Genomic DNA, 14,948 nt, shown 5'->3' on the forward strand with positions numbered 1-14,948 from the left:
ATTTTTATTTTATGCTGTTTGTTCTTTTTTTTCTTTAAGCGCATTTAAGCCGATTGTAAAATTTTGAATCGGTGCGTTCCAGACTTGAAGTAACATTGCGATAAGCTCGTCTCTGCTTGGCATTTTTGAAAGCGCGCGAACTTTTTCGATGCTAGTAACTTCACCATCGACATAAGCAGTTTTAAGTGCAAATGCTTCGTTTTTCTCTTCAAATTTAGCAGCAACTTTACATACTGAAAGTTGATCGCCCCATAAGAAAATATTTGTATCTTTGAAACTCATACCATCTTTTTCGGCGTTTTTCAAAGCGATAGCTGCTAATGTATTTTTGATAACTCTGACTTTTACATCAAGCTCACGAGCGCTATTTCTAAGTTCTTCTAGTTTTTTAACATCTAGACCTTTGAAATCAGATATAACAATAGCTTCGCTATTTTTGAAAGCTTCGCTTAGTTCTGCTACGATTTGTGATTTTTCATCTCTCGTCATTAGGTTTCTCCTTTCCGATCGGTGATTTCAAGCCAAGAGATTTAAATTTAAGCTAGTTAAATTTAAATCAATTAAGTCAAAGCGACCTTGAACTATCTCCAATCTAAGATAAAAATTTTAAATTTTTATTTTAAATCAATAACTTCTTGGCTATCAAGAGTAACAGCTGGGCTCATAGTTAGCGAAAGTGCTGCATGAGTCACATATCTACCTTTTGCAGTAGCTGGTTTGTGTTTGTTAATGGCTTTGATAAATGTTGTAACATTATCCAAAAGTTGTTCTTTGCTAAAACTTACTTTTCCAAGACCAGCGTGGATATTTCCTTGTTTATCAACGCGGAAATTTACTTGACCACCTTTTGCGTTTTTAACAGCTTGTGCTACATCCATTGTAACAGTGCCTGTTTTAGGGTTTGGCATTACGCCTTTTGGTCCAAGAATTCTACCTACTTTACCGACTAATCCCATTAAATTTGGAGTAGCGATAAGAACATCGAAATTTATAATACCTTTTTGGATTTCCTCGATTAAATCATCTGCGCCTACAATATCAGCACCAGCCTCTTGTGCCTCAGTTGCTTTTGCGTCTTTTGCGATAACAGCAACGCGAACGCTCTTGCCTGTGCCTGCTGGTAAAACGATAGAGCCGCGAACCATTTGATCTGCGTGGCGTGGATCTACATTTAGTTTAAGAGCGATTTCAACAGTTTCGTCAAATTTAGCAGATGCTAGACCTTTTACTGTATCGATAGCCTCAGATATATTGTATAGTTTATTAGAATCAACTTTTTTCAAAAGTTCATTAAATCTTTTCGAATTTTTTGACATATATTTCTCCGCAATTTTAAAGTGCTACCGCTTTTATTTAAATCTTAGCGGTCAAAAGATTAATCTACTATGGTAATACCCATAGAGCGTGCAGAACCAGCAATGATTCTAGCTGCTTGTTCGCGATCGTTGGTATTTAAATCAGCGATTTTTTTCTCAACGATTTCCAAAACTTGCGCTTTTGTTAAAGTCGCAACTTTTTTCTTCAAAGGATTGTCTGAACCTTTATCGATTTTAGCTGCTTTTTTAATCAAATCTGTCGCAGGTGGTTGTTTTGTGATAAATGTAAAGCTTTTATCAGCATAAACAGTGATAACAACAGGGATATTATAACCTGCCATATCTTTTGTGCGCTCGTTAAATGCTTTACAAAATTCCATAATATTTACGCCTTTTTGACCCAAAGCTGGACCAACTGGCGGACTTGGATTTGCTTTTGTAGCGGCGATTTGTAATTTAATCTCACCAACAACTTTCTTAGCCATTTACTATACTCCTTATTAAATTTTTAAATTATCTTTTCGACTTGTGAATATGAAATTTCAATCGGCGTGCTTCTACCAAAGATAGAAACATTTAATCTAAGCTTGCCGTGAAGCATATCATACTCTTCGACAATACCATTAAAATTCGCAAATGGTCCATCGATAATTCTAACAGTCTCGCCCTCATCAAAATTGATTTTTGGTTTTGGTGCTTGACGATTATTGATTTTTTCAAGAATTATTGCGATATCTTTTTCCAATAAAGGAGAAGGTTTTTTAGCCTCGCCGATAAAGCGACTAACTTTTGGCAAAATTTGAATTCTATGCCACAAAGTAGTGTCTAAATCTAAATTTGCAAAACAATATCCAGGATATAAACTTCTCTCTTTGATAGTTTGTTTTGTGTTTTTGACCTCGATAACATCTTCTGTGGGAACTAAAACCTCACCGATTTTATCTGCAAGCATCTCATCAGCTTTTAGAGCTTCGATAGCATTTTTTACTGCCATTTCACTGCCAGCATAAGTCTGAATTGCATACCATTTATGTGCCATAAAAAAACCTTTCTATGCAGTAATTGCAGTAGACATTAGAAAATCTACCAAAGCCAAAAATAACGCTATGACCACAACCACAACAACTACTGAAATATAAGCAGTTCTTGTTTGCTCTTTTGTTGGAAAAATTACCTTATCTAATTCTATTCTTGCTTGTCTATAATATTCTTTAATTTTTTCCATAATCCCTATCCTCGTGGCAGGGCAAGAGGGATTCGAACCCCCAACCATCGGATTTGGAATCCGGCGCTCTACCGTTGGAGCTATTGCCCTATAAACTTATTTAAGCTTAACTTCCTTGTGAAGTGTGTGTTTTTTTAATCTAGGGCAGTATTTTTTAAGTTCCAATTTTTCTGTTGTTGTTTTGCTGTTTTTATAAGTGCTGTAATTGATATCTCCGCACTCAGAACATTTTAGACCAATTTTTACTCTACTTGAATTTTTTGCCATATTACTTCCTTAAATTTAAAAAAACAGACGGATTCGAAAATCCGTCTGTATAAAAATTATGCAATGATGTTTGAAACAACACCTGAACCAACAGTTCTACCACCCTCACGGATAGCGAATCTTGTTCCTTGTTCAAGAGCAACAGGAGCGATAAGCTCAACTGTGATTTTAACATTATCACCAGGCATAACCATCTCTGTGCCAGCAGGTAGAGTGATTGAGCCAGTAACATCTGTTGTTCTAACATAGAATTGTGGTCTATAATTGTTAAAGAAAGGAGTGTGGCGTCCGCCTTCCTCTTTTGTTAGAATATAAACTTCACCTTCAAATTTTGTGTGAGGAGTGATTGATTTTGGTTTGCATAGAACCATACCTCTTTCAACTTCTTCTTTTTTAGTTCCTCTTAGCAATACACCGACATTATCGCCAGCTTCGCCTTGATCCATCTCTTTTCTAAACATCTCAACGCCAGTAACTGTTGTTGTTTGAGTTGGTTTAAGACCAACGATTTCGATTGTGTCGCCTACTTTAACAACACCTTTTTCGATTCTACCAGTTACAACTGTACCACGACCTGAGATTGAGAAGATATCTTCGATTGGCATCAAGAAATCTTTATCAGTGTCACGAGTTGGAGTTGGGATATAGCTATCAACAGCGTTCATAAGATCCATGATTTTTGCTGACCACTCGCCGTCGTTACCAGCTTTTGCCTCTTCAAGAGCTTGAAGTGCTGAACCAGCTACGATTGGAGTATCATCGCCTGGGAAGTTGTATTCATTTAGAAGCTCTCTAACTTCCATTTCAACTAGTTCTAGAAGCTCAGGATCATCAACCATATCAGTTTTGTTTAGGAAAACAACGATGTATGGAACACCAACTTGGCGAGATAGCAAGATGTGCTCTCTTGTTTGTGGCATAGGACCATCAGCTGCTGAAACAACTAGGATAGCGCCGTCCATTTGAGCAGCACCAGTAATCATGTTTTTAACATAGTCAGCGTGGCCTGGGCAATCAACGTGAGCATAGTGGCGAGACTCTGTTTCATACTCAATGTGAGATGTAGCGATAGTGATACCGCGCTCTTTTTCCTCAGGAGCATTATCGATATTGTCGTAATCTTTAAGCTCAGCAAGACCTCTTCTAGAAAGAACAGCAGAAATAGCAGCTGTCAAAGTAGTTTTACCATGATCGACGTGACCAATAGTACCAATGTTTACGTGTGGCTTGTTACGAGTAAATTTTTCTTTAGCCATCATATCCTCCGTTATTAATTTGTGGTTACACAATAAAAAAACTAAGCAATTTTCTAAATGGAGCTCATAGCGGGACTTGAACCCGCGACCTCTTCCTTACCAAGGAAGTGCTCTACCTCTGAGCCATATGAGCATTACCCCTGGCCAAGAGAAATCGCTACCTACTATCTGACAATGTAAGACGAAATTTGGATATAAAAGCGTATAAAAGCATTAAGTTTTTACAGCTCCCAGTAAAACCCAAATGGAGCGGGAAACGGGGCTCGAACCCGCGACCCTCAGCTTGGAAGGCTGATGCTCTAGCCAACTGAGCTACTCCCGCATAGATTCATGGTGGTGAGACGTGGATTCGAACCACGGAAGACATAGTCAGCAGATTTACAGTCTGCCCTCGTTGGCCACTTGAGTATCTCACCTAATGAAAATCTGGTCAAACACTGTTACAAAAAAATGGAGCTGGTGAACGGACTTGAACCGCCGACCCACTGCTTACAAGGCAGTAGCTCTACCAACTGAGCTACACCAGCATTTTGAAATTGAAGTTTGGATTATATCTGAAAAAAAAATCTTTGTCAAGGCTAAATCAGCAAAATTTTAAAATTTTACTCTTTTTTGTTATAATCGCTCAAATTTTGATAAAGGATTGTTATGAAAATCGTTCCTTGGATTATCGTTATATTTATGATTTATGTGGTGTATTATTTTATTTCTCGTTCCGAAAAGCGCATCACAGCGCTAGAAAAGCGACTAAACCAAGTCGAGAGTAACTACGACGAGCTAAAAAAACAGATCGAAACCAACCGCATGCTAATCCAAGAAAACAGCCCAAAAGAGCCAGAAGTAGAAGAAAACGCCTACGAAGATTGAAATTTAATTATTATTAGGCATAAAATAAAGAGGTCAAAAAATGGAAGAGATAAATTTCAATAATTCTATGTTCAAAGATTTAATTAAAAGAGCCATTTAAAATGAAAATTATAGATATTGCCTTAGATTTTATTAAAGAATATTGGTATATTGGTGTATTAATATTGATTATATATAGTCATTATAATGAATATAAAAAGCTAAAAATATCCAAAACGCAAAATACCGATGAACATACTTTGAATAAACCTGATACACAAGAAAATATTTATCAAATTGTTCATAACCATAAAGAAACATACAATACTTATAATAATGAGTATAGTTTATTAAAACAACAATATCAAAAAATACTACAAGAATACAATGAGCTTAAAAGAGAACTTGATTTTATAAATACTAGATACCCCGTTTTAGATGACGATATTGTAAATTTGGAAATTATTAATGCAAGAAATAATAAAAAAAATTAATGATTTAAAAACACAAATAGAACACAAAAGCAAAAAAATCCCAAAAATTAAAAACTTTTTGTGTCCTTGCATACACGGTATAAAATACGCACAAATGCGTCCGTATTTATGCGAACAATGCGCCTTAGAGTATATAGCTAATTGCGAGAAATTAAACTTACCATATAATCACAATATTTACGAAGCATATTATCAAAAATTTAAAAATATCCAAGAAAAAGAGAGAATAAATAAATTGCAAAAGATTTTGGACGACTACGAAAATCCAAAATATAATTTATCAAATTCCGAAATAGGAAAACGCTACGAACGCTATATAGGCTATCTATACGAGTGGATTTATACAGAATATGGCGAGTGGTATGAAGTAGAATATCACGGCATACGAAAAGGAGTTGATGATGGAGGAGTTGATTTATTTGTCAAAAAAGGGAAAAATGAAATACTTTTAATCCAATGTAAGTGGTGGGCAAAAGATAAGGTTATGCACGATAATGTCGTGGCTAGAATAGGATTTGCCAAAACCGACTATGAAAAAGATAACCCAAATAAAAAAATTACAGCAATGATAGTAAGTGCAAATGAGAATTTAGATGACAAATCTAGGCAACTATGTAAAAAACATAATATTGTAATACAAGAAGTGCCTTATGATAAAAGTTACCCAAAAATTAAATGTAACATAAATAATCGTGGTAAAATTTATCATTTACCAAACAGCCCCTCTTATGATGCTATAAAAATTACTCGCAGTAAGGGGGAATATTATGTAAAAACGATACAAGAAGCCGAAGCTTTGGGATTTCGCCACGAAGTAGCAACAAAACCAAAATGACCATTCTAGGCAGAGTTATAGTCTATTATAGCATAGAATTTAAACTTCCTATTATAACTTTAAAGTTATAACTTACGAGTTTAAAAGGTTTTTTGTATGGGAGATTATATTTTGTAACGATAATTCAAAAAGTGAATTTTACAACTTGCCAAAGCATTTAGTCGTGCGTGGTTCAGTGTTATTAAAGGTTTTGGAAATCAAAGGCAACAACATAGGCGAACCGATAACCAAAAATTTGCATAATGAAATTTTTGAAATTCGCATAAGAGCCGACAAAGACATAACTAGAAGCTTGTATGCTTATAAAATCGGCAAGAAAATTATAATTTTAACCACATTTGTTAAAAAGACCGAAAAAACACCAAACGACAAAATTGAACTTGCATTAAAACGCTTAAAGGAGTGGAAAAATGAAAATAAAAACTAAATCTTTAAAATTTGAAGACACTTTTAATGAGTGTATGCAAGATGCTAAATTCAAAAAGTTTTACGATGAAATGCAAGATGAGTTTAATCTCATAATTTCACTCATAGAAGCTAGACAAGAAGCAAATCTCACACAAGCCCAACTTGCAGAGAAAATGGGCGCAAAACAATCAGCGGTAGCAAGGATAGAGAGTGGCAACCTAAATTTAAAATACGGCACTATTTGCAACTATCTCAAAGCGTGTGGTAAAAAGATAGCGAATTTTAATCTAGTATCTCTAAATGCTGCTAAGGCTTGATATTTAGCAAAATACGAACTACAATCATATTTACCTTGTTGTGGTAAAATCGCACTTGGGTTTGAAGTTGAGGGGGTCTCGATAGGCGTTCGCCCAATAAGACCTATATCTGAGGTAGCTTCTAACTTATGATTTATGTTAGTCTCTCCCCCCAACTTACTATAATAGACTACATTTCCATCTGGCGTATCATTTATAATTTCTTTTAATTTTCTTTCATCAATATCAAAAAAATTTTCTTTTTTGCCTTTTGCTATGTTTGGTAAATTTTGTGCTAGATTATCTGTTTGGTTTTTGAAAAAGGCTTTTGTCCCAGCTTGAATAAATCTATTCCCAGCTAGTCCAGCCCCAGCCCCTATGAGTGCGCCACGAAGTCTATTTTCGCTATCTTGCGAAGCACCTATTAGCGCACCTGTTCCACTTGTGGCTAGGTTATAGGCTACATTTGGAGTTATGAAGCCGTTGCTTTGTTTTGAGTTTTGTATTGCGCTTTGAGTTGTTTGCGCTTTGCTTTCGTTAAGCGGTTTTGAGTAACCCATACCCCATTGTTGTTGTGTTTGTCCGTTTTTGGTTTCCAACGAGGAATACAACCCCCATCGTAACCCGTTTCTATAATCTTGTGAGAGTTGTTTTGCGATTTTTTTTGTTCTATGGCTTCCATTAAAATACTCGCCAATCCGCCCAAAATTGTTACCACTATTGCCGTATATATCATTGCTTAAACTCCCTATTTGTTCGCCATATCCCCTATTGCTATATTTCCAATCTTTACCAGCAACTAATCTATCGTGTGTTTTAAAAGGGATAATTTTTTCTGCGTCTATATCATAGTTATTTATTTTTAATGATTTTTTAATATCAATTCCAAGATTAGCGCACCTGTTCCACTAGTGGCTAAATTAGAGGCTACATTTGGAGTTATGAAGCCGTTTTTTAGGAATTGTTTTGCGTTTTGGTCGAGGATTGCATTTTCGCCCTTTTGGCTTCCAGGTATCGTTGTCGCCTCGCGTAACCCCCGTTCGTAGCTGGTTTGCAGTTTTTCGCCACTACGCTTAACCCCAAACTCACCACTAATTCTTTCGCCAAAAGCACCAAAATTGCGGTTAAGCCCCCTATTATAAATGCCATCTCTTCCTCCTATGCACCAAATTTATCAAAGCGCCCTAGCAATCAGTTCTAGCGGATTTACACATTTCATATCAATCTGCGCTAAGCCAAAGGCGTTATTTAGTTGCATTCTGCACGCGCTACACTCCGCACTTACGATTTTTAGGGGGCTATCTTTGAGCGAGGCAACCTTGTCTAGCCCAGCCTTGCGCGAGAGATGATATTTTTCACTCTGCATTGTTACACCGCCAAATCCACAGCATTGATCGGCGTTTGACATTTCGATTATTTCGTAATTTTGCGAGAGCAAATTTCGCGGTTCGCGCCAAATTCCTTGCATTTTGCGTGAGTGGCATGGATCGTGGTAGGTGATTTGCCCTATTTTTCCGCGCTCTGATAAAATTTCTTTTAAATTTGTAAATTTATCAAAATACTCCGTCGCTAGATAAATTTTACTCGCCACAGCCTTTGCGCGCTCTTGCCAGTGCGAATCGCCCTCGAAAAAATGCACATAATCGACTTTTAGCATACCAGAGCATGTGGCTTCTGGAACTACGATAGCGTCGAGATTAGCTAACATTTTTTCAAAATACTCTATATTAATTTTCGCGTTTTTCTCCACAGAGCCAAAATCCCCAGTAAAATACTGCGGTGCGCCACAGCAGGCTTGCTTTTTCATCAAATTCACATTGATTTTAAGCTCTTTTGCGATTTTCAAAAATGCCTCGCCAATGCCAGTATATGCGTAGTTTCCCATACAGCCGATAAAAAGCCCGATAGTTTTGCTTCCGCCATTGTCGATAAACTCGGCGTGCGAGTTCATAAAGCTTTTTTTCGCCAAAGTCGGCAGTGTGCGCTCCACGCTCATCATCGGCACCGAAAATCGCGGTCTCATCGTATTTCCGCGCTCGCTGTCTTTTTGTGTCTTAAAGGCGCACGGCACGAAAAAATACCCTAGCCTAGCTGCCAAATCCAAAATTTTGCGGTGGCTCAAAAACCAAAACGCAGCCCTTTTATACCACGCTATGCCAAATTTTTGCGCGATTTTGTAGCGCGCGTTTTCGATCGCAGTATCGGTAGGCAGGGAGTCGTTGCACACATCGACACAACTCGTGCATAAAAAACAGCTCTCAAAGATATTTTTCATATTTTTATCGAGTTCGAGTTCGCCCCGCTCGACCGCACCAAGCAGGTCCAAAAACCCGCGCGGGCTGGTAACTTCGTCGCTATTGATATTATGAATCGTGCAGGCTGGAATACATTTGCCACATTTTACGCATTTATCGCTTAGGGTTTTGAAATCATACATTTTTTACACCGTTTTTGAGAATTTTTTCTCGCCCAAATTTTTATGCATATACTCATCAAAGCACATTGCGATATTGCGGATTAGAAGCGTTCCAGTCGGCGTTACGCTAAGCTCATCGTCTGAAATTTTCACAAAATCTTTGAGATATTCAAGCTCTTTTAGCGAATTTGCAAAATGCTCGCAAAATTTAATATTATGTTTAGCTTCAATCTCTTTGATATTTACCCTGAAATTCGCCATTAGGCTCATTACGACATCTTTGCGAAGCAAATCCTCGCTATTAAGCAAAATTCCTTTGAAAAACGGCAATTTACCGCTATCAATCGCCTCCTCATACGGCGCCATATCTTTGAAATTTTGCGCATAATGCCTCACGCCCTCGCCGATACTTGTTAGCCCAATGCCCACCAAATCCGCGCCACCTTTTGTGGTGTAACCTTGGAAATTTCTATGAAGCGTGCCGTCTTTAAGTGCGGCGTGAAGCTCGTCGCTTGGCTTAGAGTAGTGATCCATGCCGATTGGCTCGTATCCATTAGCGGTCAAAAAATCATGGGTAAATTTTAAAATTTCAAGCTTGATTTTTGGCGCAGGAAGCGTGCTTTCATCAAATTTTCGCATTGATTTTTTTATCCATGGAACATGGGCGTAATTAAATATCGCAAAACGATCTGGATTAAGGCTAAGGGCTAAATTTAGCGTTTCTTGGAAAGTCGCTAAATTTTGATATGGCAAACCATAAATCAAATCCATATTAATCGACTTTATCCCAGCCTTTCGCGCCATATCCATTACGCTTTTTGTCAGCTCATAAGGCTGAATTCTATGGATTTCTTTTTGCACGCGCTCGTTGAAGTCCTGCACGCCATAACTTATGCGGTTAAATCCATGCGAAATAAGCACATCAAGCTGCTGCTGCGTAAGAAATCTAGGGTCAATCTCACAGCTAATCTCAGCGTCAGCACTGAAATTTTTAAAATGTTTTTTTATGTTTTTTATGTGGCGATCAAGTTGATTCGCGTCGAAATATGTCGGTGTGCCACCACCAAAGTGCATTTGCGTAACAATCCTGCTAGCGTCTAAATGCTCGCACAAAATATCCATTTCGCGATCTATATAGTCTAAATACCTGTCCATTTTATCGCGTTTGCCAGTGTAGATGACATTACAACCACAAAAATAGCACGCCGAACGGCAAAACGGCATGTGAAAATAAAGCGAGAGTGGAGCGTTTTTGTCTTGGGTTTTTAGCTCGTTTATATACTGCTCGTAGCTGAAATTTTGACTAAATTCTAGCGCAGTAGGATAGCTCGTATAGCGCGGTCCTGGGCGCGAAAATTTAGCATACGCGTCAAAATCAATGTTTGCCATTTCTGCTCCTTACTAACTCTTCGATATCAATAAATAAATTTGGGTGTGATTGCTTCACGCGTGAAACTATGGCGTCTAAATCTAAATTTATCTTTTTTATGCTTGGGTTTTCGCTCGTGATTTTGCGGATTTCGTCCATGCACACGATCCACGCATCGCCAAAATCCACTGGGGCTTGCTGTAAAATCGAGCGCTCTAATTTTAGGTTGAAATTCTCTGCAATCGCCCCTTTTGCGACTTGGATTAGATTATTTAGCGATTTTAAAGATACCATTGTGTGCAGCTCGCCACTCTCATCTATCCCAAACCACGGCTCCTCGTCGCTCCATGAACCCTTTTTTAGTGTTAGTTTTTTTTCGTTTGTTTGTGGGTCGTGCGAAATCTCAAAAACCGTGCTATTAGCGTCCTCGATACCGAAAAATTCATTGATTTGATCAATTTTTGTTAATGCTTTATCGTTTTTTTCCACTTAATTACCTCTGTGTCTATCTAGCCATACCATTACGCCCTTTTGGCCGTGCAGTCTGTTTTCAGCCTCGCTAAAAACATCGCCTGCATGAGCTTCTATAATCTCATCGCTGACCTCGTATCCGCGATACGCTGGCAAGCAGTGCAAGAAAATAGCATCTTTTTTGGCTAGGCTCATCATATCTTTATCTACGCAAAATCCCTCAAAGAGCTTAACTTTGCGCTCTTTTTCGCTCTCTTGTCCCATTGAAACCCAAGTATCAGTCGTAACGACATCTACGCCACAGACTGCCTCGCGTGGATCGTGAGTGTAGAGGATTTTCGCCCCTGAAATTTTGGCGTTTTTCTCGGCTTGTGCTACGATAGACGCGTCAGCCTCATAACCCTTTGGCGTAGCAATCCTAAGCTCAAATCCCAAAATCGAAGCCAGCGAAATCCAAGTATGCGCCATATTATTTCCGTCCCCGATATACGCCACGCAATCGCCGTTCGCGCGCTCTTGCATAGTAAGATAATCCGCAATTAACTGCACTGGGTGGAGATAATCGCTAAGGCCATTTATCACGGGCACGGCTGAGTATTTGGCGAATTCCTCCAAATCACTTTGTTTATAAACCCTAAGCATAGCCATATCGACCATGCTAGAAATCACGCGCGCAGTATCCCTCACAGGCTCGCCACGACCGAGTTGAATATCTTTCGAGCTTAAAAACAGCGCTTGTCCGCCTAGCTGATACATACCAGTCTCAAAGCTCACGCGCGTTCTAGTCGAGCTTTTTTCAAAAATCATTGCTAGGGTTTGGTTTTTTAGATATGGCTTGTAATCCTTCGCTTTGGCTTCTTTTTTAATCTCAGCCGCAAGGCGCAAAATTTCAAAAATTTCATCTTTGCTAAAATCTTCAAAAGTCAAAAAATGTCGCATACTCACTCCTAAATTTAGCTAAATTTACGCAAAAGCTCAGCTATTTCTTTTGCGTGATATGAGATTATCATATCCGCTCCTGCGCGTTTTATGCTTATCATAGTCTCCATTAAAACCCGCTCATAATCGATCAATCCAAGCTTCGCTCCGCCTTTTAAAAGCGCGTATTCGCCACTGACATTATACGCACAAATCGGAAGCAGTGTGCGCTCGCGCAAATCACGGATTATATCCAAATACGCAAGTACTGGTTTTACCATTAAAATATCAGCCCCTTGCGCCTCGTCTTCCAAACTCTCATTTATCGCTTCTAGGCGGTTTGCCGGATCCATTTGATACGAGCTTCTATCGCCAAAGCTAGGCGCGCTCTCCGCTACATCGCGAAACGGCCCGTAATACCCGCTCGCAAATTTCGTCGAATACGCCATAATCGGTAAATTTTCAAATCCATTGCTATCAAGCGCGTCTCGCAAAGTGGTGATTATGCCGTCCATCATACCGCTTGGGGCTATCATATCAGCGCCGTTTTTGGCGTGGATTAGGGCTTGTTTGGCTGAAATTTCAAGCGTGGCATCGTTATCTACGGTTTGATGAACATGATCTAGTATCCCGCAGTGTCCGTGGTCAGTGTATTCGCAAAAGCACAAATCCGTAATCACCATAAATTTTGGAAATTTATCCTTAATCGCGCGAAGCGCAGTGGCGATTATGCCATCATCGCTAAGCGCGTCAGAGCCAATGCTGTCTTTAATCTCTGGAATTCCAAAAAGCAAAATTTTATTAATTCCCAAATTTGATAAAATTTCGCACTCTTTTAAAATTTCGTCCAAACTCAGCTGGAAAACGCCTGGCATGGAGCTTATCTCGTTTTTGACACCTTTACCAGGAACGACAAAAAGCGGGTAAATAAAATTTCTCATCTCTAACGAAGTTTCGCGCACGAGCTCCCTTACTACGGGATTTATGCGCACTCTTCTAAATCGTTTAAACATTGTTTTTCCTTTTTTGGGTAAAATCATCGGTTTATAATATCACAAATGGAGTAAATTTTATATGAATATTCAAATTTCGCAGATTGCAAATTTGCCCTCACGCTTCGGTAAATTTAAGGTGCAGTCCTTCAAAGAAAACGAAAAAGAACACTTAGTAATCGCAAAAATGCCATTAAACGAAATCGTAAATGTGCGAATCCACTCCGAGTGCCTCACAGGAGATGCGATCGGAAGCCTAAAATGTGATTGCCGTGACCAACTCGAAGAGAGCCTAAAATACATAGAAAAAAACGGCGGTATGGTGATATACCTGCGCCAAGAGGGGCGAAATATCGGGCTACTAAATAAAATCAACGCCTACGCGCTCCAAGATAAGGGCTTTGATACAATCGAGGCAAATCACCAGCTAGGTTTTAAAGCAGATGAGCGCACCTATGAAATCGTGGATTTTATCCTAAAACACTATGAAATCAAAAAGATAAATTTACTCACAAACAACCCTGAAAAGCTATCAAATTTACATTGTGTGGAGATTGTCGAGCGCATACCGATTATCATCAAAGCCAACGAATTTAGCGAAAATTATCTGCGAACTAAAAAAGATAAAATGGGGCATTTGCTGTGAATTTGATTTTGCCTGAAAATTTCGACGAAAAGTGCGCTAAATTTAGCGAGTGTCTGCGTAAATTTAACGCAATCCACAGCCTTACGAATTACGATGATTTAACTGAAATTATCGCTGATAGTATCGGTGGGGTGAAATTTATCCCAAAATACCCTAAAATCGCCATTGACATCGGTAGCGGGGCTGGGTTTCCGGCGATATTTTTGGCTATGGTTTTAAACCACACGAAATGGCATTTATACGAGCCGATCGCCAAAAAAGCGTCGTTTTTGACCTATGCTAAGGTAAATTTGGGGCTAAAAAATGTCGAAATTCATAGAGAAAAAATCGAAAATTCGCTAAAATTTAGGGCTGATTTGATAACTTCAAGGGCTGTGATGAAAACGAAAAATTTAGTCGAAATTTGCGATGGATTTTATGATAGCAATACGCACTTTTTGCTCTATAAAGGCAGTAGCGTAGATGATGAAATCACCGAGACTAAAAGCAAATTTCCAAGTGCCAAATTTGAGATTTTTAACGCCGGTATGCGAAATTACCTACTTCTTAGCGGAATTTGTTAAAATATTGTATAATCTTGCGATAAAGCGAATTTTAAAAGGATTAAATAATGCAAACTTCAAAGGATTTTACGCCTATGTTGGTTTTGGTTCCAAATGGCGAAGTTGAATTTTTTGCGCAATTTTGCCAAAAAATCGGCTACAAAGCAGAGCAAACACAGGATTTTGAAAATTTCAAAAACGAAATTTTAAACGATATTTTCGAAAACCCTAAAAATCGCGCTGTCTTTGAAAGGCTAAAAGATAAATGAAATATTTAACGCTAAATCAAGCCATATCTTTGCATGACGGCGTTTTAGAAAAAATGGGCGGATTGATTGGCTACAATAACGCTCAAATCGGCTATTTAGCCTCAGCATTAGAAAATATCAAAAACGATTTATACTATCCTAGCATTGCAGAAAAAGTAACGCATTTAATGTTTTCGTGTGTCAAATTTCACCCATTTTTAGACGGAAACAAACGAAGCGCCATAATGCTTTCAAAGGCTTTTTTGATAATTAATGAGGCAGTTTTTGACAAAGATAGTTTTTACGAATTTATGGAAAATATAGTCGTAAGCGTCGCAGACGGCAGTATTTCAAAAGAAAAATTGCAAGAAATATTTGAAAATTTATTAAAAATTTAAAGGCC

The 14,948-nt window shown here is 38.3% G+C and carries 23 protein-coding genes and 5 tRNA genes; 9 read left to right on the plus strand and 19 right to left on the minus strand.

Annotation, left to right across the window (positions count from 1 at the left end; all coding sequences use genetic code 11):
* Nucleotides 1–9: 9 nt before the first annotated feature.
* From rplJ to OFN98_RS03825, 12 genes are all read right to left on the minus strand, one after another.
* Complete coding sequence (gene rplJ, locus OFN98_RS03770) at nucleotides 10–489, minus strand: 50S ribosomal protein L10 (protein ID WP_270859325.1); 480 nt, start codon at nucleotides 487–489, stop codon at nucleotides 10–12.
* A 125-nt stretch (nucleotides 490–614) separates the two neighbouring features.
* The gene (gene rplA, locus OFN98_RS03775; protein ID WP_270859324.1) at nucleotides 615–1,316 is read right to left on the minus strand and encodes a 50S ribosomal protein L1; all 702 of its coding nucleotides are present in this window, start codon (nucleotides 1,314–1,316) and stop codon (nucleotides 615–617) included.
* A 59-nt stretch (nucleotides 1,317–1,375) separates the two neighbouring features.
* Nucleotides 1,376–1,801: a 50S ribosomal protein L11 gene (gene rplK / locus OFN98_RS03780; RefSeq protein ID WP_270859323.1), complete on the minus strand. Its 426-nt coding sequence runs from the start codon at nucleotides 1,799–1,801 to the stop codon at nucleotides 1,376–1,378.
* 23 nt (nucleotides 1,802–1,824) lie between these two features.
* On the minus strand, nucleotides 1,825–2,355 hold the full coding sequence (nusG, locus tag OFN98_RS03785; RefSeq protein ID WP_270859322.1) for a transcription termination/antitermination protein NusG: 531 nt from the start codon (nucleotides 2,353–2,355) through the stop codon (nucleotides 1,825–1,827).
* 12 nt (nucleotides 2,356–2,367) lie between these two features.
* Entirely contained in the window at nucleotides 2,368–2,541 is a 174-nt protein-coding gene (gene secE, locus OFN98_RS03790) for a preprotein translocase subunit SecE (protein ID WP_270859321.1), read from the minus strand.
* Between the two features lie 14 nt (nucleotides 2,542–2,555).
* A tRNA-Trp gene (locus OFN98_RS03795) sits at nucleotides 2,556–2,631 on the minus strand.
* A 6-nt stretch (nucleotides 2,632–2,637) separates the two neighbouring features.
* The gene (rpmG, locus tag OFN98_RS03800; RefSeq protein WP_270859320.1) at nucleotides 2,638–2,808 is read right to left on the minus strand and encodes a 50S ribosomal protein L33; all 171 of its coding nucleotides are present in this window, start codon (nucleotides 2,806–2,808) and stop codon (nucleotides 2,638–2,640) included.
* Between the two features lie 56 nt (nucleotides 2,809–2,864).
* On the minus strand, nucleotides 2,865–4,064 hold the full coding sequence (tuf, locus tag OFN98_RS03805; protein ID WP_270859319.1) for an elongation factor Tu: 1,200 nt from the start codon (nucleotides 4,062–4,064) through the stop codon (nucleotides 2,865–2,867).
* 58 nt (nucleotides 4,065–4,122) lie between these two features.
* A tRNA-Thr gene (locus OFN98_RS03810) sits at nucleotides 4,123–4,197 on the minus strand.
* A gap of 112 nt (nucleotides 4,198–4,309) precedes the next feature.
* Nucleotides 4,310–4,386: transfer RNA gene (locus OFN98_RS03815), tRNA-Gly, on the minus strand.
* A 9-nt stretch (nucleotides 4,387–4,395) separates the two neighbouring features.
* Nucleotides 4,396–4,480 (minus strand) — tRNA-Tyr (locus tag OFN98_RS03820).
* A 35-nt stretch (nucleotides 4,481–4,515) separates the two neighbouring features.
* Nucleotides 4,516–4,591, minus strand: a tRNA-Thr gene (locus tag OFN98_RS03825).
* Nucleotides 4,592–4,712: 121 nt separating this feature from the next.
* Here OFN98_RS03825 and OFN98_RS03830 point away from each other — a divergent pair.
* The 5 genes from OFN98_RS03830 (at nucleotide 4,713) to OFN98_RS03850 (ending at nucleotide 6,964) form a co-directional block, all read left to right on the plus strand.
* A complete protein-coding gene (locus tag OFN98_RS03830) occupies nucleotides 4,713–4,931 on the plus strand; it encodes a hypothetical protein (protein ID WP_270874529.1) in 219 nt (72 codons plus the stop codon).
* Between the two features lie 101 nt (nucleotides 4,932–5,032).
* Nucleotides 5,033–5,404, plus strand: coding sequence for a hypothetical protein (locus OFN98_RS03835; RefSeq protein WP_270874528.1), 372 nt, complete (start codon nucleotides 5,033–5,035; stop codon nucleotides 5,402–5,404).
* On the plus strand, nucleotides 5,379–6,239 hold the full coding sequence (locus tag OFN98_RS03840) for a restriction endonuclease (RefSeq protein ID WP_270874527.1): 861 nt from the start codon (nucleotides 5,379–5,381) through the stop codon (nucleotides 6,237–6,239). Before OFN98_RS03835 ends, OFN98_RS03840 begins: the two co-directional genes overlap by 26 nt.
* 145 nt (nucleotides 6,240–6,384) lie before the next feature.
* Nucleotides 6,385–6,666, plus strand: a complete 282-nt coding sequence (locus OFN98_RS03845) for a type II toxin-antitoxin system RelE/ParE family toxin (protein WP_270874526.1) — start codon at nucleotides 6,385–6,387, stop codon at nucleotides 6,664–6,666.
* On the plus strand, nucleotides 6,650–6,964 hold the full coding sequence (locus OFN98_RS03850; protein WP_270874525.1) for a helix-turn-helix domain-containing protein: 315 nt from the start codon (nucleotides 6,650–6,652) through the stop codon (nucleotides 6,962–6,964). The genes OFN98_RS03845 and OFN98_RS03850 overlap by 17 nt, the downstream gene beginning before the upstream one ends.
* On the opposite strand, the gene OFN98_RS03855 is transcribed toward OFN98_RS03850, so the two are convergent.
* From OFN98_RS03855 to hemB, 7 genes are all read right to left on the minus strand, one after another.
* The gene (locus OFN98_RS03855) at nucleotides 6,895–7,542 is read right to left on the minus strand and encodes a hypothetical protein (protein ID WP_270874524.1); all 648 of its coding nucleotides are present in this window, start codon (nucleotides 7,540–7,542) and stop codon (nucleotides 6,895–6,897) included. The two genes, OFN98_RS03850 and OFN98_RS03855, sit on opposite strands and share 70 nt — an antisense overlap.
* 355 nt (nucleotides 7,543–7,897) lie before the next feature.
* Nucleotides 7,898–8,092 carry a hypothetical protein gene (locus tag OFN98_RS03860; protein ID WP_270874523.1) on the minus strand — a complete coding sequence of 65 codons (195 nt, stop codon included), beginning with the start codon at nucleotides 8,090–8,092 and terminating at the stop codon, nucleotides 7,898–7,900.
* A gap of 25 nt (nucleotides 8,093–8,117) precedes the next feature.
* A complete protein-coding gene (locus OFN98_RS03865) occupies nucleotides 8,118–9,380 on the minus strand; it encodes a (Fe-S)-binding protein (RefSeq protein WP_270874522.1) in 1,263 nt (420 codons plus the stop codon).
* Nucleotides 9,381–9,383: 3 nt separating this feature from the next.
* Nucleotides 9,384–10,748, minus strand: a complete 1,365-nt coding sequence (gene hemN, locus OFN98_RS03870; RefSeq protein WP_270876610.1) for an oxygen-independent coproporphyrinogen III oxidase — start codon at nucleotides 10,746–10,748, stop codon at nucleotides 9,384–9,386.
* On the minus strand, nucleotides 10,735–11,217 hold the full coding sequence (locus tag OFN98_RS03875) for a DUF2603 domain-containing protein (RefSeq protein WP_270865587.1): 483 nt from the start codon (nucleotides 11,215–11,217) through the stop codon (nucleotides 10,735–10,737). Before OFN98_RS03875 ends, hemN begins: the two co-directional genes overlap by 14 nt.
* Nucleotides 11,218–12,138 carry an ornithine carbamoyltransferase gene (gene argF / locus OFN98_RS03880; protein ID WP_270874519.1) on the minus strand — a complete coding sequence of 307 codons (921 nt, stop codon included), beginning with the start codon at nucleotides 12,136–12,138 and terminating at the stop codon, nucleotides 11,218–11,220.
* Nucleotides 12,139–12,152: 14 nt separating this feature from the next.
* Complete coding sequence (gene hemB / locus OFN98_RS03885; protein WP_270874518.1) at nucleotides 12,153–13,130, minus strand: porphobilinogen synthase; 978 nt, start codon at nucleotides 13,128–13,130, stop codon at nucleotides 12,153–12,155.
* A 61-nt stretch (nucleotides 13,131–13,191) separates the two neighbouring features.
* Here hemB and ribA point away from each other — a divergent pair, with 61 nt between their 5' ends.
* From ribA to OFN98_RS03905, 4 genes are read left to right on the plus strand one after another with little or no spacing between them, the layout of a single operon-like run.
* Complete coding sequence (ribA, locus tag OFN98_RS03890) at nucleotides 13,192–13,755, plus strand: GTP cyclohydrolase II (protein WP_270859302.1); 564 nt, start codon at nucleotides 13,192–13,194, stop codon at nucleotides 13,753–13,755.
* Nucleotides 13,752–14,318, plus strand: a complete 567-nt coding sequence (rsmG, locus tag OFN98_RS03895; protein ID WP_270874517.1) for a 16S rRNA (guanine(527)-N(7))-methyltransferase RsmG — start codon at nucleotides 13,752–13,754, stop codon at nucleotides 14,316–14,318. Before ribA ends, rsmG begins: the two co-directional genes overlap by 4 nt.
* Before the next feature lie 47 nt (nucleotides 14,319–14,365).
* Complete coding sequence (locus OFN98_RS03900; protein ID WP_270862309.1) at nucleotides 14,366–14,566, plus strand: hypothetical protein; 201 nt, start codon at nucleotides 14,366–14,368, stop codon at nucleotides 14,564–14,566.
* Nucleotides 14,563–14,943 carry a type II toxin-antitoxin system death-on-curing family toxin gene (locus tag OFN98_RS03905; RefSeq protein ID WP_270865584.1) on the plus strand — a complete coding sequence of 127 codons (381 nt, stop codon included), beginning with the start codon at nucleotides 14,563–14,565 and terminating at the stop codon, nucleotides 14,941–14,943. The genes OFN98_RS03900 and OFN98_RS03905 overlap by 4 nt, the downstream gene beginning before the upstream one ends.
* The last annotated feature ends 5 nt before the right edge of the window (nucleotides 14,944–14,948 follow it).

The organism is Campylobacter sp. JMF_15 NE4 (assembly GCF_027737645.1).
In the GTDB taxonomy this organism is placed as follows: domain Bacteria; phylum Campylobacterota; class Campylobacteria; order Campylobacterales; family Campylobacteraceae; genus Campylobacter_B.